The organism is Variovorax sp. ZS18.2.2, assembly GCF_024701975.1.
Taxonomy (GTDB): domain Bacteria; phylum Pseudomonadota; class Gammaproteobacteria; order Burkholderiales; family Burkholderiaceae_C; genus Variovorax.
This window is the reverse complement of the sequence record NZ_JANLNM010000004.1, coordinates 150,735-172,612: the sequence shown is the minus strand read 5'-3', so window position 1 is coordinate 172,612 and position 21,878 is coordinate 150,735. Positions and strand designations below refer to the sequence as shown.

25 protein-coding genes and 1 pseudogene are annotated in these 21,878 nt (G+C 64.8%); 5 read left to right on the top strand and 21 right to left on the bottom strand.

Going from position 1 to position 21,878, the window contains the following annotated elements:
• Positions 1 to 42: 42 nt before the first annotated feature.
• The 12 genes from NU688_RS17645 to NU688_RS17590 form a co-directional block, all read right to left on the bottom strand.
• Complete coding sequence (locus NU688_RS17645; RefSeq protein WP_257862061.1) at positions 43 to 1,095, bottom strand: GTP-binding protein; 1,053 nt, start codon at positions 1,093 to 1,095, stop codon at positions 43 to 45.
• A 95-nt stretch (positions 1,096 to 1,190) separates the two neighbouring features.
• Positions 1,191 to 2,411: a class I SAM-dependent rRNA methyltransferase gene (locus NU688_RS17640; protein ID WP_257862060.1), complete on the bottom strand. Its 1,221-nt coding sequence runs from the start codon at positions 2,409 to 2,411 to the stop codon at positions 1,191 to 1,193.
• A gap of 16 nt (positions 2,412 to 2,427) precedes the next feature.
• A complete protein-coding gene (locus tag NU688_RS17635; protein ID WP_257862059.1) occupies positions 2,428 to 3,381 on the bottom strand; it encodes a tyrosine recombinase XerC in 954 nt (317 codons plus the stop codon).
• A complete protein-coding gene (locus tag NU688_RS17630; protein ID WP_257862058.1) occupies positions 3,365 to 4,000 on the bottom strand; it encodes a YdcF family protein in 636 nt (211 codons plus the stop codon). The genes NU688_RS17635 and NU688_RS17630 overlap by 17 nt, the downstream gene beginning before the upstream one ends.
• On the bottom strand, positions 3,997 to 4,692 hold the full coding sequence (locus tag NU688_RS17625; RefSeq protein ID WP_257862057.1) for a DUF484 family protein: 696 nt from the start codon (positions 4,690 to 4,692) through the stop codon (positions 3,997 to 3,999). Before NU688_RS17625 ends, NU688_RS17630 begins: the two co-directional genes overlap by 4 nt.
• Positions 4,689 to 5,564: a diaminopimelate epimerase gene (dapF, locus tag NU688_RS17620; protein ID WP_257862056.1), complete on the bottom strand. Its 876-nt coding sequence runs from the start codon at positions 5,562 to 5,564 to the stop codon at positions 4,689 to 4,691. Before dapF ends, NU688_RS17625 begins: the two co-directional genes overlap by 4 nt.
• A 9-nt stretch (positions 5,565 to 5,573) precedes the next feature.
• A complete protein-coding gene (locus NU688_RS17615; RefSeq protein WP_257862055.1) occupies positions 5,574 to 6,209 on the bottom strand; it encodes a 2-hydroxychromene-2-carboxylate isomerase in 636 nt (211 codons plus the stop codon).
• A 48-nt stretch (positions 6,210 to 6,257) separates the two neighbouring features.
• Positions 6,258 to 6,995 (bottom strand): anti-sigma factor domain-containing protein, encoded by a 738-nt coding sequence (locus tag NU688_RS17610; protein ID WP_257862054.1) that lies wholly within the window; start codon positions 6,993 to 6,995, stop codon positions 6,258 to 6,260.
• Positions 6,992 to 7,594: a sigma-70 family RNA polymerase sigma factor gene (locus tag NU688_RS17605; protein WP_257862053.1), complete on the bottom strand. Its 603-nt coding sequence runs from the start codon at positions 7,592 to 7,594 to the stop codon at positions 6,992 to 6,994. Before NU688_RS17605 ends, NU688_RS17610 begins: the two co-directional genes overlap by 4 nt.
• Positions 7,595 to 7,651: 57 nt before the next feature.
• Positions 7,652 to 8,212: a DUF3455 domain-containing protein gene (locus tag NU688_RS17600; RefSeq protein ID WP_257862052.1), complete on the bottom strand. Its 561-nt coding sequence runs from the start codon at positions 8,210 to 8,212 to the stop codon at positions 7,652 to 7,654.
• Positions 8,213 to 8,520: 308 nt separating this feature from the next.
• Positions 8,521 to 8,856, bottom strand: a complete 336-nt coding sequence (locus NU688_RS17595; RefSeq protein WP_257862050.1) for a hypothetical protein — start codon at positions 8,854 to 8,856, stop codon at positions 8,521 to 8,523.
• A 567-nt stretch (positions 8,857 to 9,423) separates the two neighbouring features.
• On the bottom strand, positions 9,424 to 10,491 hold the full coding sequence (locus tag NU688_RS17590) for a hypothetical protein (protein ID WP_257862048.1): 1,068 nt from the start codon (positions 10,489 to 10,491) through the stop codon (positions 9,424 to 9,426).
• A gap of 409 nt (positions 10,492 to 10,900) precedes the next feature.
• On the opposite strand from NU688_RS17590, the pseudogene NU688_RS17585 reads away from it, so the two are divergent.
• The 3 genes and pseudogenes from NU688_RS17585 (at position 10,901) to NU688_RS17575 (ending at position 13,378) form a co-directional block, all read left to right on the top strand.
• A pseudogene (locus NU688_RS17585) lies at positions 10,901 to 12,103 on the top strand (MFS transporter).
• A gap of 55 nt (positions 12,104 to 12,158) precedes the next feature.
• On the top strand, positions 12,159 to 12,983 hold the full coding sequence (dkgB, locus tag NU688_RS17580; RefSeq protein WP_257862047.1) for a 2,5-didehydrogluconate reductase DkgB: 825 nt from the start codon (positions 12,159 to 12,161) through the stop codon (positions 12,981 to 12,983).
• 11 nt (positions 12,984 to 12,994) lie between these two features.
• Positions 12,995 to 13,378: an adenylate cyclase gene (locus tag NU688_RS17575; protein WP_257862046.1), complete on the top strand. Its 384-nt coding sequence runs from the start codon at positions 12,995 to 12,997 to the stop codon at positions 13,376 to 13,378.
• Here the strand turns inward: NU688_RS17575 and NU688_RS17570 are convergent.
• From NU688_RS17570 to NU688_RS17555, 4 genes are all read right to left on the bottom strand, one after another.
• A complete protein-coding gene (locus NU688_RS17570) occupies positions 13,338 to 13,715 on the bottom strand; it encodes a hypothetical protein (protein ID WP_257862044.1) in 378 nt (125 codons plus the stop codon). The genes NU688_RS17575 and NU688_RS17570 overlap by 41 nt on opposite strands.
• A 124-nt stretch (positions 13,716 to 13,839) precedes the next feature.
• On the bottom strand, positions 13,840 to 14,397 hold the full coding sequence (locus NU688_RS17565) for an RICIN domain-containing protein (protein ID WP_257862043.1): 558 nt from the start codon (positions 14,395 to 14,397) through the stop codon (positions 13,840 to 13,842).
• Positions 14,398 to 14,472: 75 nt separating this feature from the next.
• Complete coding sequence (locus tag NU688_RS17560) at positions 14,473 to 15,462, bottom strand: patatin-like phospholipase family protein (RefSeq protein ID WP_257862042.1); 990 nt, start codon at positions 15,460 to 15,462, stop codon at positions 14,473 to 14,475.
• Positions 15,463 to 15,612: 150 nt separating this feature from the next.
• The gene (locus NU688_RS17555; protein ID WP_257862041.1) at positions 15,613 to 15,891 is read right to left on the bottom strand and encodes a hypothetical protein; all 279 of its coding nucleotides are present in this window, start codon (positions 15,889 to 15,891) and stop codon (positions 15,613 to 15,615) included.
• Positions 15,892 to 16,050: 159 nt separating this feature from the next.
• On the opposite strand from NU688_RS17555, the gene NU688_RS17550 reads away from it, so the two are divergent.
• Positions 16,051 to 16,461, top strand: a complete 411-nt coding sequence (locus NU688_RS17550) for a hypothetical protein (RefSeq protein ID WP_257862040.1) — start codon at positions 16,051 to 16,053, stop codon at positions 16,459 to 16,461.
• 17 nt (positions 16,462 to 16,478) lie between these two features.
• Here NU688_RS17550 and NU688_RS17545 read toward each other — a convergent pair whose 3' ends face one another.
• Positions 16,479 to 17,192 carry a hypothetical protein gene (locus NU688_RS17545; protein WP_257862039.1) on the bottom strand — a complete coding sequence of 238 codons (714 nt, stop codon included), beginning with the start codon at positions 17,190 to 17,192 and terminating at the stop codon, positions 16,479 to 16,481.
• Between the two features lie 25 nt (positions 17,193 to 17,217).
• The gene (locus tag NU688_RS17540) at positions 17,218 to 18,249 is read right to left on the bottom strand and encodes a trans-acting enoyl reductase family protein (RefSeq protein WP_257862038.1); all 1,032 of its coding nucleotides are present in this window, start codon (positions 18,247 to 18,249) and stop codon (positions 17,218 to 17,220) included.
• A 121-nt stretch (positions 18,250 to 18,370) separates the two neighbouring features.
• On the opposite strand from NU688_RS17540, the gene NU688_RS17535 reads away from it, so the two are divergent.
• Entirely contained in the window at positions 18,371 to 18,979 is a 609-nt protein-coding gene (locus NU688_RS17535; RefSeq protein WP_257862037.1) for a TetR/AcrR family transcriptional regulator, read from the top strand.
• A gap of 11 nt (positions 18,980 to 18,990) precedes the next feature.
• Here the strand turns inward: NU688_RS17535 and NU688_RS17530 are convergent, their stop codons facing one another.
• The 3 genes from NU688_RS17530 to NU688_RS17520 form a co-directional block, all read right to left on the bottom strand.
• Positions 18,991 to 19,248 carry a hypothetical protein gene (locus NU688_RS17530; RefSeq protein ID WP_013539384.1) on the bottom strand — a complete coding sequence of 86 codons (258 nt, stop codon included), beginning with the start codon at positions 19,246 to 19,248 and terminating at the stop codon, positions 18,991 to 18,993.
• A 111-nt stretch (positions 19,249 to 19,359) separates the two neighbouring features.
• The gene (locus NU688_RS17525; RefSeq protein ID WP_257862036.1) at positions 19,360 to 20,619 is read right to left on the bottom strand and encodes a S9 family peptidase; all 1,260 of its coding nucleotides are present in this window, start codon (positions 20,617 to 20,619) and stop codon (positions 19,360 to 19,362) included.
• A gap of 52 nt (positions 20,620 to 20,671) precedes the next feature.
• Positions 20,672 to 21,874, bottom strand: coding sequence for an amidohydrolase family protein (locus tag NU688_RS17520; protein ID WP_257862035.1), 1,203 nt, complete (start codon positions 21,872 to 21,874; stop codon positions 20,672 to 20,674).
• Positions 21,875 to 21,878 lie beyond the last annotated feature (4 nt).

The window sequence follows — 21,878 nt, the reverse complement described above, 5'->3', positions numbered from 1 at the left end:
AACCTTCCCCCAGCGGGGGAAGGAGCAAGGCAAGTCAGGGCCTCAAACCAGGCACTGCTCCAGGCCTTGTTCCAGGATTTCGCGCGGCAGCTCGATGCCGATGAACACCATGCGGCTCTGGCGGTTTTCGTCCTTGCCCCACTCCGGACCCAGGTCGCTGCCCATCAGCTGGTGCACGCCCTGGAAGATCACCTTGCGCTCGGTGCCCTTCATGTTCAGCACGCCCTTGTAGCGCAGCATGCGCGGGCCGTAAATGTTGACGATGGCGCCCAGAAAATCTTCGAGCTTGGCCGGATCGAACGCACGGTCGGCCTTGTAGACGAAGCTCTTCACGTCGTCGTCCGTGTGGTGATGGTGGCCGTGGCCTTCGTGCTTGTGCGAGGGGTGGTCGCAGGCCTCGCCATGCGCGTGATCATGGTCGTGGTGATCGTGGTCGTCTTCCTTCAGGAAGTCCGGGTCGATGTCGAGCTTGGCGTTCAGGTTGAAGCCGCGCAGGTCGAAGATGTCCTTGAGCGGCACATCGCCGAAATGCGCCTTCTGCTGCGGCGCGCGCGGGTTCATGTGCTTGAGGCGGTGAATGAGCGCCTCGGTCTCCTCGGCCGACACCAGCTCGCTCTTGCTGATGAAGATCTGGTCGGCAAAACCCACCTGGCGGCGCGCTTCCTGGCGGTCGTTGAGTTGCTGCGGCGCATGCTTGGCATCGACCAGCGTGAGGATCGAGTCGAGCAGGTAGCTCTCTGCGATCTCGTCGTCCATGAAGAAGGTCTGCGCCACCGGGCCGGGGTCTGCAAGGCCGGTGGTCTCGATCACCACGCGGTCGAAATCCAGCAGGCCCTGGCGCTTCTTGGCGGCCAGCATCTGCAGCGCTTCGCGCAGGTCTTCGCGGATGGTGCAGCAGACGCAGCCGTTGCTCATCTGCACGATCTGCTCCTTCGATTCGGTCACGAGGATGTCGCTGTCGATGTTCTCTTCGCCGAACTCGTTCTCGATGACCGCGATCTTCTGGCCGTGGGCCTCGGTCAGGATGCGCTTGAGCAGCGTGGTTTTGCCCGAGCCGAGAAAGCCGGTGAGGATGGTCGCGGGGATGAGGGCCATGAGGTGGGTGCTCCGAAGCGGAAAACTAAAAACGGGGTATCGGGGGGATGGGCGGGCAGTTTAGCCAATGCCACTGAGTTGCGTTGGCGGAGGGGTCAAGCGGGTTTTCTCACCACCACCAAACCCTTCAGATACTCCCCTTCCGGGAATTCGATGGTCATCGGATGGTCGGGGGCCGCGCCCAATCGTTCGCTGATGTAACCGTCCACGTTCGCGTCCAGCCCGGCCGAGGCCACGATCTTGTGGAACAGGTCGGCACTGATGCCGCCCGAGCACGAAAAAGTCAGCAGCACGCCGCCCGGCTCCAGGATCTTGAGTGCGAGGCGGTTGATGTCCTTGTAGGCCCGCGCGGCGCGCTCGGCGTGCGCCGCCGTGGGCGCGAACTTCGGCGGGTCGAGCACGATCGCATCGAAGGTGCGGCCCTGGTCGATGAACTCGCGCAGCACGGTGTTCACGTTAGCGTCGAGAAACTCGGTCTTCACGCCCGAACCCTCACCGCCGAAACCGTTGAGCGCGATGTTGGCGCGCGCGAAATTCAGCGCCGGCTGCGACGAATCGACCGACACCAGCTCGGCCCCGTCGAGCGCACCCGCGGCCTTGAGCCCCGCCAGCGCTGCGACGGTGAAGCCGCCCGTGTAGCAGAAGCAGTTCAGCACGCGCCTGAAGCGCCTGTGCTTCGCCAGTTCGGCAAAGCGCTGGCGGCTGTCGCGCTGATCAAGGTAGAAGCCGGTCTTGTGACCGGTCGCGATGTCGAGCGAGAGCTTCCAGTCGTGCTCGCGGATGGTGATTTCGGTGGCGCCCTCCCCGCGCAGCCAGCCCGTGACAGGCTTCAGTCCCTCGCGCTCGCGGCCGCTGGCGTCGGAGCGCTCGTAGAGCTTCGTGAGGCCCGTGGCCTTGAGCAGTGCATCGGCCAGCACGTCTTTCCAGCGCTCGACACCGGCCGACAGGAATTGCGCGACCAACGTGTCGCCGTAGCGGTCGACGATCAGGCCCGGCAGGCCGTCGGCCTCGCCATGCACCAGCCGCACACCGTCGCTCTGCAGATCGAAAAGGCCCCGCGCACGCACGGCGCGCTCGCACACCGAAGCGAGAAACGCCGCGTCGATGCGCTGCGTCTCGACAAAGCTCCAGGCCCGCGCGCGGATCTTGGAGATCGGGCTGAACGCCGCCCAGGCGAGGAATGCGCCGTCGTGGGATTCCACGCGCACCGTCTCGCCCGAATCGGCACCGCCGCGCGCAATGGCGGATTCGAAGACCCACGGGTGGCGGCGCTGCATCGAGCGCTCTTTGCCGGGTTTGAGGCGAAGGGTTTTCATTTTTTTACTTGCTTATTTATTTGTCTTTGTCGGTCCGGGCCTTCGCACGCGGATGCGCCGCGTCATAGGCCTTCGCCAGATGCTGGAAATCCAGCCGCGTATAGATCTGCGTGGTCGCGATGTTCGCGTGGCCCAGCAGCTCCTGCACCGCGCGCAGGTCGCTGCTCGACTGCAGCACATGGCTCGCGAACGAGTGCCGCAGCATGTGCGGATGCACAGGCGCGGCGAGGCCGGCCTTCAGGCTGCGTTCGCGCAGCAGCTTCCACACCGCCTGCGACGACATCCGCGCGCCCCTGCTGCTGACGAAAAGCGCGGGCACCGAACGGTCGCCGCGCACGTCCAGCCACTCCTGCAGCGCCTCGGCCGCCTTGCCGCCCACCGGCACGATGCGGCGCTTGCTGCCCTTGCCGAGCACGTTCGCTTCCTTCGCGTCGAGATCGACCCAGCCGAGCGCCGTGTTGCTCGCCTGCGCATCGAGCCCCGTGAGCTCGCTCACGCGCAGGCCGCAGCCATAGAGTATTTCGACGATGGCGCGGTCGCGCGCCTCGGTCCACGGGTCGGCGTCTTCGTCGTGCAGTTCGGCCAGTTGCACCGCGTCGTCCACGCCCAGCGCCTTCGGCAATGGCCGGCCGGCCTTGGGCGCGTGCACGTCCTGCACCGGGTTGAAGCCAATCAGCCCTTCATGCCCGAGCCAGCGATAAAAGCTGCGCCAGCACGACAGCACCAGCGCGATGCCGCGCGGCTCGCGCCCGGCGCTGTGCAGTTGTGCCATCCAGCGGCGGATGTGGGCGGTCTGCACGCGGTCCAGCGGCAGCTTGGCCTCGGCCGCGTTTTCCCTCAGCGCCTGCAGGTGGAAGGCGTAGAGCTCGACCGTTCGCGCCGCGAGCCGGCGCTCGACGCGCACATGCTCCAGGTACTTTGCGATCCAGTCCGGCGGAGCGGATGCGGTCGGCTCAGAAGAGATAGCCATGGCCGGCATTGTTGATGATCGCTGCCGGCTCGCGCAATGCACCCTTGAACAGCATGCCCCAGCGGCGCCAGCACGAGGTCGGCGCGGCGGCGTACTGCACGTCGAAGGCTTGATCGAACCCGCTCATGCGCACCAGCCGCTCGACACGCCACAGGTGGTACGGCTCTGACACGATCACCACGCTGCGCACCCCAGCCGCCTGCAGCATCGGGCGCGAGAGCGAAAGATTCAGCCGCGTGGACGTGGATGCGGGCTCCTGCAGCATCGGCCCCGCAAAGCCCACGCCTTGCGCGTGCTGCTGCATCACGTCAGCCTCGATGCGCCCGTCTTCCTTGTCGACGCCGCCCGTGAACACCAGTTGCTTGACCCGCCCGGCTTGCGCCAGCGCGATGCCCGTGTCGACGCGCCCCGTGAGGCAGGGATTCGGTTTGCCATCCAGATAGGCGCGGCTCCCCAGGATCAGTGCCGCATCAGCGGCCCTTTGCGGCGGGTTGTCCAGCACCTCGTCGGCGCGCTGCCAGATGACGACGCCAATCGCCGCATAGGCCAGCACCAGAACCCCCAGCGCGCCGAAAAGCGCGACCTGCCACGGCCGGCGCAGCCAGCGCGGCCGGTTCAAGGACGCAGCCGCGAGAGGCCGCCCGAGGCCAGCTCGGCGATGCGCTCGAGAAAGTCGGTGCCCATCTCGGCGTTGAAGCGCTGCGCGTCGGGCGACGCCAGCACCAGCAAGCCGAAGGCCGGCGATTCGGCATCCGCGCGCAGCGGAATCAGCGCGATCGACAGCGCGGCCTGCGGCTCCGGCAGCCAGTTGGCCGCCTCGAAGCCCGAGTTCAGGCCGCAGTACGGCGAAGTGAGCGAGGTGGCCAGCGCCTTCACGTCGTCGCTCACCCACTGGGCATAGGCTTCGTTCAGGTATTCGCTGCTGCAGTCCCACACCTTGATGGCCGTCTGCGGCACCAGGAAGAGCGACTGCAGGTCGACCGCGATGCGGTACGGCAGGCTGCGCGGGTCGCGCGTGGTCAGGAGGCCGCTGGTCCAGCGCTGCAGGCGGTCGGCGATGACGACGTTCTCGGTGCCGTGGCGCACCATGTCCATCAGGCGGTGTTCGAGCGCCTTGATCTTCTCGCGCAGCATCTCGGCCTGGCGCTCCTGCAGGCTCACGGCGCGGTTGCCATGCGGGCTGGTGAGCTGCACCTGCGCCAGCAACTGGGCATGGCGCTCGAAGAAGTCGGGCGTGTTCGCCAGGTAGTTGGCGATGTCGTCTTCGGTGATCGGGTTCATGGCGTCGTTGTTGTGGGTGGGGTGGGTCATGGCAGTTCCGGAACTTCGATGTCGCCTTCGAACACAGTGGTGGCCGGGCCCGTCATGAGCACCGGCTGGCCCTCGCCCTGCCATTCGATCGTGAGAATGCCGCCGTGCGTCTGCACGTCGACGCGTCGGTCCAGCAACCCGAGCCGGATGCCCGCGACCACCGCCGCGCAGGCACCCGTGCCGCAGGCCAGCGTTTCGCCGGCGCCGCGCTCGAACACGCGCAGCTTGATGTGGGAGCGGTCGACCACCTGCATGAAACCCGCGTTCACCCGCTGCGGAAAGCGCGGGTGGTGCTCGATCTGCGGTCCCTGCTCGGCCACCGGCGCGGTGTCGACGTTGTCGACCACCTGCACCGCATGCGGATTGCCCATCGACAGCACCGCGACCGAAACAATGGCAGTGCCGGCGCGGGTGCCCAGTGCGAGGTGCCACTTTTCCCAGGCGCCGTCGGACTGCGCATCGAGCCCGGCGGTGTCGAAGGGCACGCGCGCGGCCTCGAAGATCGGGGCGCCCATGTCGACCGTCACGCGGCCATCGGCGCCCATGCGCGGCTCGATCACGCCGGCCAGCGTCTGCACGCGCACTTCGGACTTGTCGGTGAGCTTGTGCTCCTTCACGAAGCGCATGAAGCAGCGCGCGCCGTTGCCGCACTGCTCGACCTCGCCGCCGTCGGCGTTGTGGATCACGTATTGAAAGTCGATGCCTGCGGCCGGCGATGGCCGCACGGTGAGGATCTGGTCGGCGCCGACGCCGAAATGGCGGTCGGCCAGAAAGCGGTATTGCGCGGCCGTGAGGCCCAGCGTGCCGCGTGTTTCGTCCAGCACGACGAAATCGTTGCCGGCTCCCTGCATCTTGGTAAAGCGGATTCGCATGGGGGCCGATTATCCGCCGCTGGCCTGGCGCAGCTTGTCCAGGGCTCTATCGAGGAAGGCCAGTCGGTCTTGCCCCCAGAACCGCTCCCCATTCAGGATGAACGTCGGCGCCCCGAACACGCCCGCTTCCAGCGCCTCCGCGCTGTTCGCGCGATACACGGCCAGCGTCTCGGCCATTTGCTCCAGCGCCTGCAGCGAAGCACCGTCGTAGCCGTTCTCGTTGGCGACCGCGATGCGCACATCGGCCTGCGAGGTGTCGCGCTCCTCAGCCCACAGCGCGCGCAGCAGCGCATGCGAGAGCGGCTGCGCATCGAGCCCCTTGAGCTGCGCGGCAATCACCATCCAGCCCGGGTACTTGTTCCAGTTCGGATCGGTGGGTGCGCCCTTCGGGTAGTGCGCGGGTTCCAGGTTCATCGGCATGCCCAGGTGCTCGCTCCAGCGTGCGAGCTCCAGCGCGTGGTACGTGCGGCGCGGCTCGGGGCGAGTCTTCAGCGGAATGCCGCCGGTCTGCGGCACTACCGCCTGGAAGTCGTAGGGCTTGAACGTGAGCCGCACATGGTGGCGGCGCACGATGTCCTGAAGTTGCGGGCCGCCGAGGTAGGCCCAGGGGGAGGAGAGGCTGTAGTAGCAGTCGAACGTGATCATCGGCGGATTATCTGCAGCACCTGCATGGGCCCCTGTCGGCCATGAGCGCTACATCACCTTGACCGCACGCCCGATGAACTGGATCGGCCCCGTCGGCCGGTCGATCGGCGAGCCGTTCTCCGGCTCCAGCGTCAGCTCGAAGAGTTGATTCGGCTCCAGCGGCGGCAGCTTGTCGACGGGGATGCGCAGCGTCTGGCCCTGCTGCTTGACGAGGCCCAGCGACACCGGCCCGCGCCACTGGTCGGCCTTGGTCCAGAACTGCAGCGTCTTCTGCGGCGGCACCTCGAACGTGCCCAGCGGCACCAGGCTGAGCTGACGCGACGAGTTCGCCTGGATCACCCAGCCCGGCGACTTGTTCTCGGGTGCGACCAGCACCACCATGTACTGCGTGGCAGGCGGCGCCCCGACGCGCGTGACCACCACCGCCAGCAGCAGCGCCGCCGTGGCGAAGCCGCCCGCGGCCAGCCCACGCCAGAGCTTCAGGTTGTTCCACCAGCCGACGACGCCCGCAGCCTGCGCCTTCGACGCCCTGCCCAGCCCATCGACGCTGCGCTCGATGCGCGTCCACAGCGAGGGCGACGGCTCTGCCGGCTCCGCCAGCGCGGTGAGCGGCTGCAGCCGCGCCTCCCACGCGCGCACCGCTTCGCGCAGCGCCGGCTCGCTGCGCATGCGCACCTCGACCGCCGCGCGCCCGGTGGCCGAGAGCGTGCCCAGCACGTACTCGCCCGCCAGCCCGTCGATGTCGTTGACGTCGCCGATGTCCTTGTTGTCTTCAGCGCTGCTCATCCCATGCACTCCCGCAGTGCGCGCATGCCGCGCTGGATCCAGGCCTTCACCGTGCCCAGGGGCGTCTGCAGCCGCTCGGCGATTTCGCCATGCGAGCAGCCTTCGACGTACGCGTAGAGGATGCAATCGCGCCGCGCCGGCTCCAGCCCCGAGAGGCAGCCGTGCAGCCGGCCCAGGTCAGCGCGCAGCTCGAAGGGATCGCCCGCCGCCGCATACGCCGCGAGCGAGGCCTGGTCGTCGGCCGCAACGGCCGCGTCTTCGCCCAGGCTCACCTGCCGCGCGCCGCTGCGCACCATGTTCAGCGCCGCGTGGCGCACCACGCTGTACACCCAGCCCCGGCCTTCGCCGAGCGCGGGGTTGAAGTTCTCGGCGCGCTGCCAGATGCTGATGAAGGCATCGTGCAACACGTCTTCGGCCTGCGGGCGTTGGCGCACGATGCGCATCGCCACACCCATCAGATAGCGGCTCTCTCGCTGGTAGAGCTGCTGCAACGCCGTACGGTCGCCGCGGGCGCAGGCCATGAGCGCGGCGTCGTAGTCGAAGGGGGCTGCGGTGGATGTGGGGGGCGACAAGGTCTGCGGCGGGAGTGAGCGGCCCATCGTAGTGGAGCCCGCCCGCGCCGCAGCAGATTCACCCCCGAAACATCAGGACGCCTGTCAGGACGCCTTGTAGAAGATGTAGTCGGCCTGGTACTTCACGACCTGCTTCTGGCCCTTGGTGGCGGGCGTGCAGGGCACGGCCGCCGGTGCCACGCCGCCTTGCAGGGCCACGCGCTGGATGTAGGTGACGCCCGTCATCGCGCCCGCGCCCGTGGCCGGGTTGGCCTTCACGAGCTGGAACGGCAGGCTGGTCGGGCCCGACGGTGCGACCGCCAGTTGCGTGGCCGTGAGCTTGGAGCCGTCGTTCGACTCCCAGGTGGCCGGCGGGCCGTAGTACTTGCCGACCTGCTTGCCGCTGCGGTCGTTCAGCTTCGCGTCGGGGCCGACGAACACCCACTCGGTCGCGCCGGGGGTGTTGGCCTTGTCGCGGCATTCGTAGGTGATGTCGCCCACGCCGACGGTTTCCATGGCGACCTTGTTGCCGGCGGGCACCTGGATGGTGGGGGGCAGGCTGGACTGGTTGAACGTGGGGGCCATCGACATCGAGCCGCAGGCGGTGAGCATGGCTGCAGCGGCGGAGATGGCGCCGAGGACGGCGATCGAACGGGAGGTGTGCATGGAATTGCTCCTGGGTTGTAGAAGGTCAGCAGCTCCTCGCTGCTGACAGGTACTACCCGCCAGATGCACGTTTGGATGCAGGGGATGCGAAAGAATTTTTTGCCGCTGGCCGAGGCGGTCGTTTGTTGGTTTGTTTGAAGCGGCCGGCGCGTGGTCGGGGCGCGAGCGGAGAACACCGGGTGTCCCCCTCCGCGAATGTCCCCCGGCCTGCGGCCTCCTCCTTGATTTCGCTGCGGGGGACACCCGGTGCTCTTCGCTCGAGGGCACGCTGTGGGGGTGGGCGATCAAGCCCCGCTCTGGATGATTGATCAGCAGGTCGCTGGGGGCAGGCTGCTGCCTTGCATCAGCGCCCGGCGCATGTCGCCAGCGGCTGCGTTGACGGCGTCGATGCGCGCCACGAGCGCTTCGTTGAGCAGGCCGAGCAAGGCGCTCAGTTCGCTGCGGGTGGGGGCGAGCACTTCGCTGTCGTTCGGGGCGCCGGTTTCGATGAGCTTTTCGAACGCGGTGTAGGCGCGAAGGATCTCGTTGAGGTTTTCGGCGTCGTCGCAGGTTTGGATTGCGAGGGTGTCGAGGTCCGGAAATGCGGGATCGAACGAAACAGAAGGATTGCGAGATTGCGCGCAGGCGCGAGCGGATTCAGCCATTAGATGGACTCCAAGTTACGCAAGGGCTTCATCAGGCTTCCAAACCCGGCCGCGTCTCCGGACGCGGCGCTGAAGTATATCTACCGACTTCAAGAAGTAAGAAAGGCCAAATCTTTTTTTATGGCCGCCACTGATTAATCCGACTCATTAATCAGAATGAACAGCAAGACAGTTGCGTTGCAGAAATTTCAACTGGACTCTTTTCTTTTAGCAGAAGGATTCGCATATCTTGCTCAATTACATCGCGCACTTTAGTTTTAGATTTTTTTGAAAGCATATTTCCCAGCACAAAATCCAAAATCAATCGTTGTTGATTACCGCCAAAAATCACACCCTAAACCCAGCGCCTAAGACCGACTCATGTGAAACGTTACCCTGCTCATTTTCAAAATAGCAGATCCTACGAGTGATACGCATAGCGACATTGAGTGTCATCAGACGAGGCGCCGGGCGAGCAGATACCCATTCGCAAGATAGTTAGACATTCAGGCCTTAGAGGCATAGACGGTGGAGGTGGAGGTGGAAGTTTTATTGCAATAAAAAATTTACGGCGTTGCTTGGCCCCCTCTACAGAGAAATTATTCCTCGCATTTGTCGAATACTTTTCACGCCTTTTTCATTAATTTCGAGATTGTTGTGGCGCGCAATTGCATTAACGTCCGATACGAATTCCCAGAGTGGATCGAAAATTTCCAAACGCCCGTCAGTACTACCTGTTTGTTGACGGATATAAATCTTCAATATCAACTCCAAATGAGATACAAAGTTTGACAGGCCAGAAGGCATTTCCGTTTTAAATAAAAAATGTAGGTCACGCGCATCTTCAATATTTAAAAACTCATTGCCAAGCAGGTAATAATTTGAAGTGCAGCACCGCTTATAACCGCTTATTAATATTTTATAAGGCTGCAAATCGGCGATTACATTTTTCAAGTACGCGGCCACTTGGCCAGAAATAATCTTCTGTTCGGTTTGGTTATTAATTTTGCTCGTTATACTGTTAGTATGAAGATAAAATTCATGCAGCATCTCAAAAAGACCGATTGGGCTTTGAAAAACGATTCCTTTAAATTTCAATTCCCCGGCCTCAGATCGAAATGCCGCAGCTTGATTTTGAACAATAGTGGATAAGCGAGTTACCACGTCCTGTCTGCGAGCCTCTTTAGAATCGTCGCGTTGGACTTTCAAATCCTCACGCTGCTGCAGAATCGTCCAAATAAGGCCCACGAATGCTAGCCCAGAGAACAACGATGTAAGTACACCGAAGCTGTCGCCGAACGTTCCTGAATCGGCAAGCGACCAAGTCTTTTTTCCGATCATGACCAATAAAACCATCGCGTAAATTCCGACGATTGCCACCACCGCGGCAACCAACCATTTAAAGCGCTGATCGATTCGAGCAGATGAACTCGGCTCATTGGCGGAAATTTCTGTTAGTAGGGGATCGAAAACGTCGGCCTGATCTCCTATTGGAAACGATGGGTTTTTTGGACGACGGGGGGTGATTTTGCGTGCTTCTTCCATCTGTTTCATCGTTGCATAAGCCGGAAAATTGCAACTGGCGCAATGCTCAGTCAGCGCTGCGTTGTAGCTGTCGCAAGCAAAACAGCACCATTTGTAAGTAGGGGCAGTCACGTAGGAATCGATGGGTGGATTAATTTCGTGGCAGGGTAACACGGTGCATGCCAAGCTCTAAGCGGTTTATCCCGAAATATCAATGTACGAGAAGCACGCAGCCTAGCAATTTTCGGCTACGGCTGATCCCCGTAAAACTCTACCCTGCGCATTTTTATGATTTTCTTCTTCGCTCTCGCCAATCTAATTCATTTAGAGAGCGGTATTTCCTTACTGTGAGATGGCGGGAATCGGATCGGGCGATCACATTTCTCCGTCATTGTTCGTGTCCCGCCGCAAATAGCCGCCACTGCGCCGTGAAAAGCTATTTTCTATTTTTGCATCCCAAGCAACTATCTTCTGCCCCAACCCCCATTTATCCGCAAAGGTATCCGCAAGACACTCCTCCTAACCCATCCAGGAGTGCCTCATGCCAATCGCCTTACTCGCGCTGACCCTCAGCGCCTTCGCCATCGGGACGACCGAGTTCGTCATCGTTGGCCTCATCCCCACGGTCGCTGCTGACCTCGCCATCAGCCTGCCCTCGGCCGGCTTGCTGGTCAGCCTCTACGCGCTGGGCGTCGCCATCGGCGCGCCGGTGCTCACCGCCCTCACGGGCAAGCTGCCGCGCAAGGCGCTGCTGCTCGGGCTGATGGCGCTGTTCACGCTCGGCAATCTGCTGGCGTGAAAGGCACCGAGCTACGAATCGCTGGTGGCCGCGCGCATCCTCACGGGCCTGGCGCACGGGGTGTTCTTCTCGATCGGCTCGACCATCGCCACGGGCCTCGTGCCCAAGGAAAAGGCGGCGAGCGCCATCGCGATCATGTTCACCGGGCTCACGGTGGCGCTGGTCACGGGCGTGCCGCTGGGCACGTTCATCGGGCAGCACTTCGGCTGGCGCGAGACCTTCCTGGCCGTGTCCGCGCTGGGCGTGGTCGCCTTCATCGGCAGCTGGATCTTTGTGCCCAACAACATCCGCCACACGGCGCCGGCCTCGCTGGCGCAGCAGGCCAAGGTGCTGGCCGAGCCGCGATTGCTGCTGGTGTATGCCAAGACGGCAATTGGCTACGGCGGCTCGTTCATTCCGTTCACGTTTCTCGCGCCGATCCTCACCGACGTGTCGGGCTTCAGCGCCGGCGCGGTGGGCTGGGTGATGCTGGTCTACGGCATCTCGGTGGCGGTGGGCAACATCTGGGGCGGCAAGCTGGCCGACCGCCTGGGGCCGATTCCGGCGCTCAAGATCATCTTCGCGCTGCTGGCCGCCGTGCTGCTGGTCTTCAACTTCGCGGCGCCGCACAAGTGGCTGGCGCTGGTGGCGGTGCTGATGTGGGGCGCGGTCGCGTTCGGCAACGTGCCGGGGCTGCAGGTGTATGTGGTCAAGCAAGCCGAACGCTTCACGCCGCAAGCGGTAGACGTGGCCTCGGGTCTGAACATCGCGGCCTTCAACCTGGGCATTGCCCTCGCAGCTTGGGCCGGCGGCCTGATCGTGACGCACCTGGGCCTCATGCACACGCCCTGGATCGGCGCGCTGGTGGTGCTGGTGTCGCTGGCCCTCACGCAGTGGAGCGGCGCACTGGACCGCCGTGCCGGGATTCCGGTGCGCGCTTCGGGGCCGGTGCCGGTCGGTCACTGATTGATCTGACTTCTTTTCTCCTTCTTCTTTTTCTCAACGCACAAAGGACAACACCATGACAACGACGAACAACAACGCATCCATCCCCGCCTTCGGCCTCGGCACCTTCCGCCTGAAGGGCCAGGTGGTCATCGACTCGGTGAAAAACGGCCTGGACGTGGGCTACCGCGTCATCGACACCGCGCAGATCTACGGCAACGAAGCCGAGGTGGGCCAGGCGATTGCCGAAAGCGGCGTGGCGCGCAGCGACCTCTTCATCACCACCAAGATCTGGACCGACAACTACGCCAAGGCCAAGCTGGTGCCCAGCCTGAAAGACAGCCTCGCCAAGCTGCGCACCGATCACGTCGACCTGACGCTGATCCACTGGCCCTCGCCCGGCAACGCTGTTTCCGTCGCCGAGTTCATGGGCGCGCTGGCCGAGGCGAAGGCAGCGGGGCTCACGAAACGCATCGGCGTGTCGAACTTCAACATCGCGCTGATGAAGGAAGCGATTGCGGCCGTGGGCGCGGAGAACATCGCCACCAACCAGGTCGAGCTGCACCCGTACCTGCAGAACCGCAAGGTGGCCGAGTTCGCGAAGAGCCAGGGCATCCACATCACCTCGTACATGACGCTGGCGTACGGCAAGGTGATTGCCGACCCGGTGATCGAGGCGATTGCCAAGGCGCACAACGCGACGACCGCGCAAGTCACGCTGGCGTGGGCGATGCAGCTGGGCTATGCGGTGATTCCGTCGTCCACGAAGCGCGCGAACCTCGAAGGCAACCTGAAGGCGCAGCAGTTGACGCTGACGGATGCGGAGATGGCGCAGATGGCGGCGCTTGACCGCGGCGAGCGGCTTACGGACCCGGCTGGCCTGTCGCCGGCTTGGGACTGATCGGCACTGCCATGAACGACCACACGGCATTCGCCCTGCTCCCGTTCGCCGGTCGCACGTTCGAAGTGCGCTACGGCGAGACGATGACCGCGCTGAACATCTACGCGGCCGACGGCCAAACGATGCGCTACCAAGTGACGGCCGGGCCCTTCAAGGGCGCGACGGCCGAGGTGCGCTACCAGGCCGAGCAGATCGGCCCCGGGCTCTACGCGCTCTCGTGGCAGGAGGCGGACAAGGGCACGGTGGTGCACGTCGACGACTTCGAATGCGGCCATTCGCGCTCGTACTACACGACGGCCGGGCATGAGTTCGTGCGCATGGCGGGCACGCTGCGCGAAAAGAAGGCGACGACGCCTACTCCGCCGCCACCGGCCCCGTCTTCTTCTGCGCGGTGATCGCGGCAGGCTTGATGAGCACGGCGCTCAGCGCATCGCACTCCGACTTCAACTCGGCCGCTACCTGCTCGGGCGCCGCGTGCAACTCGACGATGTCGCGCTCGCCGACGCAGTGGCCGTCGAGGCGAACGTAGATGCGCTTGAAGTCGCCACCGAGCGCCTTGGCCACATCGCGCAGGCAATCGGCGAGGGTTTCGAAGCCGCCGTCCTTGTAGGAACTCGGCGGGATCACACCCTTGGAGCGGGGTGCGCGAACGGAATAGGCAAACGTGGCGCCCTCGCCCCGCAGCTCCACGACGGGCTGCAGGATGCGCTGGGCTTGCGTGATGCGTTGCATGGGCGCAGTTTAAAACCGACATGGCCGCGAAGTGCTGGCGGACCGGATGGTGTTCACGCGCGTGTCCTGAGCTTTTTTTCTTCGCGCGTGAACTCCGGCGCCCTCCCCGCTCCACCCTCGCGTGTCAACCCAGCGGCAGGAGCGGCACGAACCCCCACGCCTGTTTTTCGAACTCGATGAAGCTGATCGGGCCGGCCATCGCTGGCGCCGCGGACTGGGTGCCGGAGAGCTGGACGACCATGGGCGTCTGCGAATTGCTCGAGTGGGCCTTGCTCTGGATGTACCAGTAGCCGAGTTTCTCGGTGGACTGGAGGCACCAGAGCTGGTACTCGGTCTGCTTCGGGTCCTTCGGCAGCATGAACAGGGGCCTCGGCTCGAGCGGCAGGTTCGGCTCGATCGGCGTGTACGGCTCGAGCGTGACGACGAAGTTGCTGCTCATCTTCGTCTGCAGGTACCACCACCCCGGGTTGTCCGCGCCGGCGGAAACGAACATCCATTGCTGGTTGCTGCTGTTCGGCGTATTGCGCGGATACCCAATGACCTTGGTGCCCGCGGCGGCGTTGTTCTGGAACACATCGAGCACGTAGTGGCTTCCGGCCAGGTGCCGGATGGCGTAGGGGCCAAGGTCCAGCGGGCCCATGGTCGGGGCCGCTGGCGAAACATCTTTTTGAAGGGTCGACATCGTTGCTCCTAGAGGGGAATGCGTTTGTGGGATTCCGTGAAACGGCGTTCGGGTGCTTGCGGCGCGGCGCTGGCTCTAGCCCTTGACGACATGGTTCCACCAGTAGGCCTCGATCAATGCCTCGGCCTTGGAGGTGTCCGCGGCCCGGCCCTTGTCCTGCAGCAGCTGGATGGCCTCGGGGTACGTCGTGTTTTCCGGAATGAAGAAGGGCAGCGACGGGTTGATGTTGACGTAGCGGTCGCCCAGCAGGAAGCCGGCCAGCGTCGGCATGAGGTTGCAGGAGGTTCCGTTCAGGCTCATGTCCAGGACCGGGCCGGGCGTGGACTGGTTCATGAGAAACGGCGGCGAGTTGTTGAACGGGTTGCCGTCGCCCGTCATCCACTGGTTGGCGCCCCAGTTTTTGGTGTCGCTCGCGATCCAGTCGTACATGAGGCCGGTGCCGATGGTGATGGCCGTGATGTCCTCCAGCTTGTGCCCTGCCTGCACGGCCAGCGCAATAGCCGTCACGGTCGGATCGTGGTTCAGGAAAGCGCCGTCGACGTTGCCTTCATAGGAGCCCAGTTGCCCCGGCATCGCACCGCTGGAGGTGGCGGCCTTGGCGATGAGCACGTCGCCCATGCCCGGCGCCATGTTCGTGTACATGATCGGCTTCCACGGCGTGGGCGTCACGACGCCGTCGGCCGAGGTCGCGAGGCCGCCGACATTGAAGGTCACGAAAAGCACCTTGCGATCAAGGTCGGCGACTTTCTTGTTCAGGTGCCGCGCGTACTGCGAGCCGAAGACTTCCTCGATGTCGTACGCAGGCGTGTTCGGGTCGGTGTCCATCTTGTCGTAGAACTTGATCTCGCCGCTCGTGAAGAACTTGATGAGATCTTCCGGGGTCCTTCCGGCGACGAGTTCGCTCGTGATGATCGACCCCGTCGAGCACCCTGCGATCAGGTCGGACTCCTGCACGACGTTCGGATATTTCTCGCACAGTTTCTTCAGGATCGTGACCGACATCAGTCCGCGTATGCCACCTCCGACGAACGAGAGGATGGTGAATTTTTTTCCAGGCTCTGCCATGACCAGCTCCTTTCAAATCATTGAATTCCCCGGGTTGGGGAAGCGGAGTCTCTGCCTGCGGCCCGTGCATCGTCTACGCGTGGAATCCCGTTCAATCCATCGGCGTAATTCCGAATGCCGCGCAAGATATCGGTTGCTCTTCATGCATCGTCATGCGGGTTCTTGCAGTGCTTCAAGCGCAGTCCGTAGTTCACTCGCTTGCGCGGATGAGAGCGATTGCGCGATCTTGCGAAACTCGGCCCGGTAGCAAGGAAGCATCAGTGCGGCGGTGAGCGCATGAACGCCGTCGCCGCGTGCGATGTGCGCGTGGCATGCGGCAATATTGCGATGGATGCCGAGGGCGCACGCGACAAGCGCGGTGTGCATCAGGTCGCTGTCGTGTTCGTGTTCGTGCTCCTCGTTGCTCGTGTGGTTTGCCGTGCGCGTCATTGCATGCTCCTCGTGGCGCACTGCAATGGCGCCGTGAGACAACTCTATGCACGCAGGCGCGCCGCGGGGAGTAACAACATCGTCGTGAATCGGACGGGGCCGCCAGCCAGCGAGGTGTCGTGCGGGGACAATCGGAGGCTCCTTGAAACGAATGCATCCATGCCGACCGAACCTCGCACCCCTCCTTCACCGACGGACCAGCCGGCCGATGCGTCCGCCCCCACGCCTCAGGCGCATGCCGCGCAGAGCGCAGGCAAGGCCCGGCGCCTGCGCACCGAAGCCGACAAGCTCGAGGCCTTCTGCGTCGTCGTGCGCGCGGCTTCGTCCGCGGCGGACCATGCGGCGTTTGCGGAGGTGAGCCGTGCGGCATCGAAAGCGCTGAAGGCCAAGTTCGGCGGCGGAACGATCACTTCGGTGTTCGCGTGGCTCACCAGCAGTGCGGGAAAAGATGCGCTGGACAGCGTTCTTGCAGGCGAGGTCGCGTTGACGGGGTCGCTCTCCGTCGAGCAGGTCGTCGAGGCGGTGGCACTGGCACAGAAGGCGGAGCTGCTGCGCGCCACACAAGGCTGAGGTTTCTGTTTCTTCGCTCAGCCCGCTGCGCGCCAGCGGCCGGACTCGGGGCACACGCTGGCCCGCGCACCGTCGAGCCAGACCTGCTCGTCATTCAAATGCGATGCGGTCGAGGGGTCGGTGTCGAACGCGATGCGCAACGCGCGCGCCACATCGGCGTTGTCGATGGGAAGCTCCCAGGTAAGAAAGAGCTGGCTGCAATCGCGCCCCGCTGCGAAGTCTTCCGCATCGAACCCGCTGGCACCGCGGCGGATCACCGCATGCGGCTGGGCGGTGTCGAACATCAGCACCGTACCCCTGGCCAGCGGAATGCGATGCCCGGTGCCGGGAAAGTGCACGTCGAGCCCCTTGTCCTCGCTCACGAAGAGATTGCAGAAAGCGGCGCTGCCGTACTGCTCGCCGTCGTGGTGGTAGCGCGCGCCGCGGCAGGCCATGAGGGCAATGTCGCTCGACGCCAGCACGTCCTTCAGGCCGAGCGCCTCCGTCCACTCGTTCATCGCCTGCACGCAGCGCTTGTGGTCGGGCCAACGCATGCGCGCGCGTGCCAGCGGCAAGGGCTCGACATCGCCGGGCTCGAGAAAGAGGGTCTCGGCGATGTCGCGCTCCCAATCGGCCATGAGCCGGGCAGGCGGCTGCGGCACATCGACCGTGCCCGACAGCACGATGCCGCTCACGCTGCGGCTGCGCAGCGCGGTGCTGTTCCAGAAGTAGGAGGTGAGGCGATGGCTCATCGGGGAGCCAGTGTAGTGAGCGCCTCTACCGGATCTGAAAAGACAGGTGCGCGGGGCTGAGCGACGCGAGGAAGTCGCGCGCATCGAAGGCCTCGCCGGCGGTCAGCACGCCGGGTGTCGCGACCTGGCCGCCGACGACCCGCGTCAACGCCTCCACGACGAGCGGTGCGGTGAATGCATAGATGTCCCGCCCGCTTGCGATCGCCCGGCGCTCTTCGCCGCCGCGGCGCGCGATCACTTCGACCACGAAGGTCTGCGACGACCGGCCGCTCGCGTCGCTGGCGGTCGGTGCCTTCTGGCTCGGGTCGGTCAGGTCCTTGACGGCGGCGAGCGTCATGTACGAGCGGATCTCGGGCACTTGGATGTGGCGCGAGATCGTCACCGTGTCGGCCATGGTGAATTCGGAGACGGCCTGCTGCCGGCCCACGGGCGCGGGGAATTCCCATTCGACAACCGGTGCGGTGTCCGTCGTGTACGCGATCTTTCCGTTTGCGAAGACGACGCGGCGGCCGTCGCGGCGCTGCCGGGAGATCTGGCCCGCGATCAGCGTGCCGGCGGTTGGCAGCCAGCTGTCGAGGCCGTACGCGATGGAGATTTCATCGGCCGATGTCCAGTCGTCCATGGCCGCGGTCGCGAGCAGATCGCCCAGTCCGCCATAGAAGGCCATGGCATGCACGACGACGACGCCCGCCTCGCGTGCGCGGTCGGCGTACAGCGCGAAGGTGTCGATGTTGGCTTCGATCTCGGCGGCGACGTCGAGGTACGGAATGCGCGCGCGCAACGCCGCTTCGATCACTGGGCCTGCCGTGCTGGCGAAGGGGCCGGCGCAGTTGATGACTGCTGCGGCGCCCTTGAGTGCGCGGTCGAGCGAGGCGGGTTCGTCGACGGATGCGGGCCTTGCTTCGAGGCCGATGTATTCGGTTGCCAGCGCGTCGAGCTTGCGTGCATCTCGCCCGGAGAGCACAGGCTTCCAGCCGCGCCTCTGCAACTCCGATACGACGAAGCGGCCGGTATGCCCATAGGCGCCATAGACGACGACCGATTGATTGGATGTCACTGCGAATCTCCTCCAGGTAGAGCCACCTGCCGCGAAACGCTACAGATCTGTACTCCTCGGCGCCGAGCTTAGAGTACAGATCTGTAGCGTGTCAAGGTAAACTGCCGGCATGAACAAACGCATGGTCGCGACCACCGAAGCAGTCGCCGGCGAACGCAGCCCCTCCGTCGCGCGGGCGCGCATCCTCGAAACGGCGGCGGCGCTGTTCTATCGGGAAGGTGTGAGGGCCGTCGGTGTCGACCTCGTGGTCGAGCGATCGGGCGTCGCGAAGACCAGCCTGTACCGGCACTTCACGACCAAGGACGATCTCGTCGTTGCGTTTCTCGAGCAGGAAGACGCCGAGTACTGGCGCGATTGGGACGGCGTGGCAGAAAAGGCGAAGGGCGACCCGCTGGCCGAGCTGGAGGCGCACATCCGCTGGATCGCCAATCACATCCTCAAGCCGACCTACCGCGGCTGCCCGTTCCTCAACGTGGCCACGGAGTTTCCGGATGCCGCGCATCCTGCACGCGCCATCACCACGCGGCACAAGCTCGAACTGCACCGACGCCTCGCCGTGCTGGCAAAGCAGGCGGGCATTCGCAAGCCCGCCGAGCTGGCGGACCAGCTGGGGCTGCTTTTCGATGGGGCCTACATGAACGGGCACCTGACGGGCAAGAAGGGGCCCGTGCGTTCGTTCGTCGCGGCCGGGATCGCGCTGCTGCGTCTTGCCCAGGAACAGAAGAAATAGCGCGCGATTTTTTAACCCGCGTTCTTCAGCGACTGCTTGGCCTTGTCGGCCGAGCTTTTCGAGCGGTTCTTGTGATAGCCCGACTTGACGTTGTTCACCGCCTTGCCGACCGGGCCGCTCTTCTTGGCCTTGCTGTCGGCCTGCTTCTCGTCGATCTTGTGCTGCGCGGCATCGGTCGCCTCGGAGGCGGCCTTGCCGATCTGCGCATTGGCCGTGCCGGCCGCGAGCAAGGTGAGCGAAGTGGCGAGTGCGATCAGGGTCTTGTTCATCGGGTGTCCTCCAGCGTTTGAGATGAAACCCGATGGTTGCATCGCGCGCTGCGGCAGCGTGTCAGCGAGGGCCGCGCATGCACTGGGGGCCGGGCCCGACAACGCGGCCGCTTAGCGGAGCGAACCCAGGTACGAATCCACGGCCGCGCCCCACAGGCGTTGCACGGTGTAGGTGCCGTGGCCGTCCATCCCCTTCGGCGGCACGAGGACGTCGAACGTCCCTTTTCCACCCGCCGACTGGAACACCTTGAAGTTCGCCTTGCTGTGCGCGATGGGGTAGTAGGGATCGTCTTCGCCGTACAGCCAGAGCGTCGGGCGGGGAAAGGCCGCCGCGCGCTTGAACAGGTCGCCATTCACCTTGGCAGCATCCGGGCAGCCCGCACCGATCCAGCCACCGACGAAGTTGATCACCCCTGTCACCTCCTGCGGATGAAGGCCTGCATAGGTGCTGGCGAGAATGCCGCCGCGCGACACGCCGCCGATCACGATGCGCTTGGCGTCCACGTCGCTGCGCTGCCGGATGTGCGCCATGGCCACCTGCAGGTCCGCGAGCGCATGTTCGGCACCGGGCATCGACAGCGAGGCCTGGCACGAATAGCGCGAGCGATCGGTTTCGAAGCCCTCGTCGTACAGGCCCTCGGACCGCCCGCGCCCACGGCGCTGCGGATAGATGACCTGCCAGCCGCGCGCGACGAAGAACGCGCTCACCTCGGGGCTGACCCAGGTCAGCTTGAACCACTCCGGGCGATTGCCCATGCCTGTCGAGCCATGGTTCATGACGAGTGTGGGAAAGGGCCCGTCGCCTTCGGGGCGGTGGATGACCATCTCGAGCTTCACGGGCTTGCCGTTTTCCGTGAACGGCGTGTCCAGCCATTCGACGCGCCGCACGTAGGCGGGCGAGCGGCGTGACAGCACGCCCATGGACAGCAACTGGGTTTCAGGCCGCCAGATGCCGAGCTCCATGTCGCCGTCCTTGCGCAGGCGCAGCACCAGCTTGGCGCCGGTCTTGAGCGTGGCCTGGAGTTCGTCGTTCTCGAAGCGGCCGGGCGCTTCGTCGACCACGGTCTGTAGTGGACTCGCCCCTGCATAGGTCACGGTCGCGCCGGTGGCGGAAAGATCGCGGATGGCGACCTTGATGTCGCAGCCCGCCACGCGGCACGCCCATCCGTGCCAGATGCCGCTCCATTGCGCGACTTCGGCAGGGGCCGTGGCGTCCTGCGCCAGTGCGGCCACCTCCGGTGGCAGTTCGGCCGGCACGGGGCTTTCAGAAACGGCACGCGGCAGATCGCCGATGTAGCTGGGCCATGGGGTCTGGGCCGATGCGGCCATGCAAACGCTGAACAGAAACGCGGCGACAAATCCTTGCTTCAAGAGAACTCCCTTCATTTTTTTCGTGATCGAAACACGCGCCTTCGCGTGCTCCCTACAACGATGCTATCTCGGCCTCCAGCGTGCCATCGCGCGCCACGATGTGCCCACCCGCCACCACCAGCTTTCGCACCGGCCGCGACACCACCGCATGCGCCACGGTCTGCGCATCGACCAGCACCAGGTCCGCGCGGTTGCCCGGCACGAGGCCATAGGCCTCGAAGCCGCAGCCGAGCGCGCCCGCGTGAGTGACGGTGTCGAGCGCCACTGCCACCTCGTCGTCGCGGCGCAGGTTGTAGCGCAGGCCGATGAGCATCGCGCGCTCGAGCATGTCGGGGTTGCCATAAGGCGTCCACGCATCGCGGATGCCGTCGTTGCCGCCGACCACCGTCACGCCCGCCTGCCTGCAGGCCATGAGCGGCGGCACGCTGCGCGAAGGCGGCGCGCTGGTGATCAGCACCACGCCGAGCTTCGCCATGCGCGCGAGCAGCGTCTCGCGCTCGCGTTCGGCCACGTCGCCGAGGCAGAAGCCGTGGCTCACCGCGACCTTGCCCTGCATGCCCAGCGCCTCGGTGCGCTGCAGGATCAGGTCAAGCGAGAACGCGCCCATGGCGCCGGGCTCATGCAGGTGGATGTCGATGGGGCGCTGGTGTTTGTCGGCAATGCCGAAGAGCACATCGAGCGACTTCACCGGGTCGCCATCGATGGCGCAGGGGTCGAGGCCGCCGAGCACGTCGGCGCCGAGCGCGAGCGACTGGTCGAGCAGTTCGGCGGTGCCCGGGCGGCCGAGCAGGCCGGACTGCGGGAACGCGACGACCTGGATCTGCTGCAGCGCGCGCAGCGCCTCGCGCGTGCGCAGCGTGCCTTCGAGGTGGCGCAGGCCCGCCTGCGTATCGACATCGACATGCGTGCGAAGCCGCGTGGTGCCGAGGGCGAGAAAGGCCTTGGCGAGCGCGAGCGACTGCACCGCGGCATCGTGCCCGCTCGCGTGGCGGAAGGCGCGCTCGTTCTCGATCTTGTCGATGAGGTTCGTGCCGACTTCGTTGCGGTACCAGTCCATGCCCCACATCGTCTTGTCGAGGTGGGTGTGGCCTTCGACGAGGCCGGGGAGCAGCAAGGCGCCGCCGCCCTCTTCGGTCGCTGCATCGGCGGGCGCGGACAGCGCGGCGCCAATGTCTGCGATGCGGCCGTCGCGCACCAGCACGTCGACGGGGGAAGCGCCCATGGGGCGGACGTTGCGGATCAGGAGCGTGGGCATGGTT

What these genes read in the sequence shown, in the direction of transcription:
- NU688_RS17545 (WP_257862039.1), bottom strand. Translation starts at nt 17,192, where the DNA reads ATGAGCCATCGCCTCACCTCCTACTTCTGGAACAGCACCGCGCTGCGC.
- dapF (WP_257862056.1), bottom strand. Translation starts at nt 5,564, where the DNA reads ATGCGAATCCGCTTTACCAAGATGCAGGGAGCCGGCAACGATTTCGTC.
- NU688_RS17570 (WP_257862044.1), bottom strand. Translation starts at nt 13,715, where the DNA reads ATGCAACGCATCACGCAAGCCCAGCGCATCCTGCAGCCCGTCGTGGAG.
- NU688_RS17555 (WP_257862041.1), bottom strand. Translation starts at nt 15,891, where the DNA reads ATGACGCGCACGGCAAACCACACGAGCAACGAGGAGCACGAACACGAA.
- NU688_RS17625 (WP_257862057.1), bottom strand. Translation starts at nt 4,692, where the DNA reads ATGACCCACCCCACCCACAACAACGACGCCATGAACCCGATCACCGAA.
- NU688_RS17595 (WP_257862050.1), bottom strand. Translation starts at nt 8,856, where the DNA reads ATGGCTGAATCCGCTCGCGCCTGCGCGCAATCTCGCAATCCTTCTGTT.
- NU688_RS17565 (WP_257862043.1), bottom strand. Translation starts at nt 14,397, where the DNA reads ATGTCGACCCTTCAAAAAGATGTTTCGCCAGCGGCCCCGACCATGGGC.
- NU688_RS17615 (WP_257862055.1), bottom strand. Translation starts at nt 6,209, where the DNA reads ATGATCACGTTCGACTGCTACTACAGCCTCTCCTCCCCCTGGGCCTAC.
- NU688_RS17610 (WP_257862054.1), bottom strand. Translation starts at nt 6,995, where the DNA reads ATGAGCAGCGCTGAAGACAACAAGGACATCGGCGACGTCAACGACATC.
- NU688_RS17600 (WP_257862052.1), bottom strand. Translation starts at nt 8,212, where the DNA reads ATGCACACCTCCCGTTCGATCGCCGTCCTCGGCGCCATCTCCGCCGCT.
- NU688_RS17605 (WP_257862053.1), bottom strand. Translation starts at nt 7,594, where the DNA reads ATGGGCCGCTCACTCCCGCCGCAGACCTTGTCGCCCCCCACATCCACC.
- NU688_RS17640 (WP_257862060.1), bottom strand. Translation starts at nt 2,411, where the DNA reads ATGAAAACCCTTCGCCTCAAACCCGGCAAAGAGCGCTCGATGCAGCGC.
- dkgB (WP_257862047.1), top strand. Translation starts at nt 12,159, where the DNA reads ATGACAACGACGAACAACAACGCATCCATCCCCGCCTTCGGCCTCGGC.
- NU688_RS17550 (WP_257862040.1), top strand. Translation starts at nt 16,051, where the DNA reads ATGCCGACCGAACCTCGCACCCCTCCTTCACCGACGGACCAGCCGGCC.
- NU688_RS17575 (WP_257862046.1), top strand. Translation starts at nt 12,995, where the DNA reads ATGAACGACCACACGGCATTCGCCCTGCTCCCGTTCGCCGGTCGCACG.
- NU688_RS17635 (WP_257862059.1), bottom strand. Translation starts at nt 3,381, where the DNA reads ATGGCTATCTCTTCTGAGCCGACCGCATCCGCTCCGCCGGACTGGATC.
- NU688_RS17645 (WP_257862061.1), bottom strand. Translation starts at nt 1,095, where the DNA reads ATGGCCCTCATCCCCGCGACCATCCTCACCGGCTTTCTCGGCTCGGGC.
- NU688_RS17520 (WP_257862035.1), bottom strand. Translation starts at nt 21,874, where the DNA reads ATGCCCACGCTCCTGATCCGCAACGTCCGCCCCATGGGCGCTTCCCCC.
- NU688_RS17535 (WP_257862037.1), top strand. Translation starts at nt 18,371, where the DNA reads ATGGTCGCGACCACCGAAGCAGTCGCCGGCGAACGCAGCCCCTCCGTC.
- NU688_RS17560 (WP_257862042.1), bottom strand. Translation starts at nt 15,462, where the DNA reads ATGGCAGAGCCTGGAAAAAAATTCACCATCCTCTCGTTCGTCGGAGGT.
- NU688_RS17530 (WP_013539384.1), bottom strand. Translation starts at nt 19,248, where the DNA reads ATGAACAAGACCCTGATCGCACTCGCCACTTCGCTCACCTTGCTCGCG.